We start from the raw sequence: 2,995 nt of genomic DNA, 5'->3' as shown, positions 1-2,995 counted from the left end.
AAAATATTCTTCACCACCTAATTTAGAAAATTCAACAGTATCATTAATATTAACAATATGACATTTATAAGCATCACCTTTAAATTTTCTTTTAATAGCAAAATTGTCTAATGCTTTATTAATTTTTTGTGAATTAATAACATAAACATTAAAACCATTTTCATTATTAATTTTTTCTCAAATATCATTAACTGGGTAATTATTCTCAGGTTCTTCTTTATTAATAAAAACTTGTTTTGTTTTATCTCATAAATAAGTTTTTTCAGTACTAGTAATATATAAATAACTAACTTTATCCGTTAAACTATTTTTAAATTCATTAATAGAATAAGTAAATCAATCTTTATTATTTTGGAAAAAATCATAATTTCAAATATCAGGGATATGTCTAGATCTAATTTTAATAGCATTTTTTCATTGTGCAATAATTCCTTCTTTACCAGTAAATATTTGTGACATTTGTGTAAAGTTTTGTGGTACTCCATTATTAGGTTGAAAACCTTTATCAGTAATATTTACTAAACCAGTTTTAATAATAAATGGAAAAAAGAAATAATTACTTTTAATATCAATATCTAATTTAGTTAAAGTATCAGATCGAACACTATTATCCATGATTCTTTCATTTAAGTTTTTAAAAATACTATTAATATTAGGTACTTGCATTATTGTATATCTCCTTTAATATCTTCTTCTCTTGTTTGATTATCATCAATATAACTCATTTCTTGATCTAATTGTTCTTTTTGTTCTTTTTTAATTTCTTCATACATCATGCGTGCTTTTTTATTTGTTACTTTTTCTTGTTTATGAATTGCTCTAACATGTGTAATAGTTCCATTATTTATTTGTCTATCAATTACCTCAGATTGAGTAATTTCATTAACTATTGATATATCTATAAATTCTAAGGTATAAGGTCTAAAATTATCATTATTCTGACTGTTATCATCTAAACTATCTCATTTTTTATAATGCTTAAATATATAATCAAATAAGCGATATAATTTAGGAAATCGTAAAGATCTTTTTTGTAAAGTAGTATGAATATCTAATTTATTATTCATTAATGACTCTGTTTTATTTGTATAATTATTACCTGAAAAATTATCATATTCATAACCTGCACCATTAAATATCATTTTCATAGAATAATCACTATCAATAGTTATTTCAGTATAATTTTGTTGAGCATGAATTAAACCAACACCAGTAGTACCAGTCATAGCATATTGTTGAACTGTACTAGTAATTAAAGCATCTGCTTGTAATAATTCTTCGTCACCATTACCATTATTACCAAGTGGAGAACTATTTTTTTGTCCTACAAAATGAGTACGATTTATAATTCTTTCAATTCTTTTATAATAAATATTATCTTGTACATCTTTAATTAAATTAAATACAGGTAAACAATCTGGCACAGCATCTGTGGTTGTTTTTGTACCTTGAACTAATTTAGGTAAATTTGTAAATTCAACAATAGGTAATATATCTATTCCAGTATCATATTCCATTATAGATACTGGTCTTAATTTACTTTCTAATTCTCCATAAGTTTGTCAAATACCAATTTCTAAATCTTTTGCAGTATAATAAATTATTTTTGCTTTTCTTGGATAAAATTGTACTTTTTGATATCACATATAATCAGATTGAGCAGGTAATATTCACATTTCTGCATATTGTTCTATTTCTGAATATTTAGCAATACGAACATTTGAACCAATAGGAGCAACATCAATAGTTAAATCACCAGTTTCTGTTTTTAATAAATACATTACACTACGCCCATATAAACTATTTGCTAATTCATTTTGAAATAATTTAGAATAAACATAGTTTTTTTCATATCATTCTTCTATTCAATCTTGTGTATCATCATTATCACAATTAAACATTAAACCTTGCCCAATAGTTAATGGAGCCGCTTTTCTATTAGCAATAATTCAAGGAATATCAATATAATATTTTTGTTCTGATAATATTGGGTATTTTCCTTTTTCTAAATAATTTAAATATTCGGGTTGTTTATTTAATTCTTTAAAATCTATTTCATTATTCATTTTTACACCTCTTTTTGTCATCACCCATTATATAATCACCATAAGGAGAGTGTCAAAAAATGTGAAAGTTATTAACATTAATTACTAGTATTTTAGAAAATCCTAAAATAGCACTAAGAATTATAAAATTATTAGAAAAATATGGGAATTCTAAAATAAAATCAATTTTACAAAGCATTAAAGATATTGAACATCAATTAGCACAAATTCAATATTATTTAAATCCTAATATATTAAGTGATTTATTAATAAAATTACCTAGAAGTTTAGAAATACAATTATTTAAAGATATTAGTTTTTTAGATAAAAATAAATATAAAGAAATTATAAATTCATTAACACCAACAGAAAGTAATTGAACTATATTATCTAGTAGTTGATGTAAAAAGGGATTTTTTCAAATAACTAATAAACAAAAATTAATAGGTAATTTAACTATTTTAATTCAATCAGATAATGATAAACAAAAAAGATGATATGATTCATATACATATCCAAAAGTACATATTCAAGTTTGAATTAATAAAATTACCTAGAAGTTTAGAAATACAATTATTTAAAGATATTAGTTTTTTAGATAAAAATAAATATAAAGAAATTATAAATTCATTAACACCAACAGAAAGTAATTGAACTATATTATCTAGTAGTTGATGTAAAAAGGGATTTTTTCAAATAACTAATAAACAAAAATTAATAGGTAATTTAACTATTTTAATTCAATCAGATAATGATAAACAAAAAAGATGATATGGACCATATACATATCCAAAAGTACATATTCAAGTTTGACAAGCAATGAAATCAGCAATAGGTAAAAATGGAACTGGGGCAGGATCAGTATTTTGAAATATGTGATTACATGTATGATTACGCAGTGAATTAAGAGAATATGTTAATTGACAAATATATACACAACAAAATAAAGG

4 protein-coding genes are annotated in these 2,995 nt (G+C 22.8%); 2 read left to right on the top strand and 2 right to left on the bottom strand.

The window, feature by feature from the left end; genetic code table 4:
- Together C6B38_RS01645 and C6B38_RS01640 are read right to left on the bottom strand one after the other, a co-directional pair.
- The coding region (locus C6B38_RS01645) for a hypothetical protein (protein WP_146693255.1) at window positions 1-666 on the bottom strand (666 nt) is incomplete at its 3' end.
- Complete coding sequence (locus C6B38_RS01640) at window positions 666-2,066, bottom strand: hypothetical protein (protein ID WP_105298406.1); 1,401 nt, start codon at window positions 2,064-2,066, stop codon at window positions 666-668. The genes C6B38_RS01640 and C6B38_RS01645, both read right to left, overlap by 1 nt.
- Before the next feature lie 59 nt (window positions 2,067-2,125).
- Between C6B38_RS01640 and C6B38_RS01635 the strand changes: the two genes are divergently transcribed.
- Window positions 2,126-2,602: a hypothetical protein gene (locus tag C6B38_RS01635; RefSeq protein WP_105298405.1), complete on the top strand. Its 477-nt coding sequence runs from the start codon at window positions 2,126-2,128 to the stop codon at window positions 2,600-2,602.
- A partial coding sequence (locus C6B38_RS01630) for a hypothetical protein (RefSeq protein WP_146693254.1) occupies window positions 2,544-2,995 on the top strand: 452 nt, incomplete at its 3' end. The genes C6B38_RS01635 and C6B38_RS01630, both read left to right, overlap by 59 nt.

Source organism: Spiroplasma sp. ChiS, from assembly GCF_002968355.1.
GTDB classification, from domain to species: Bacteria; Bacillota_I; Bacilli_A; order Mycoplasmatales; family Mycoplasmataceae; genus Spiroplasma; species Spiroplasma citri.
Note: the sequence above shows the minus strand (reverse complement) of the source record. Positions and strands in the feature narration are given on the sequence as shown.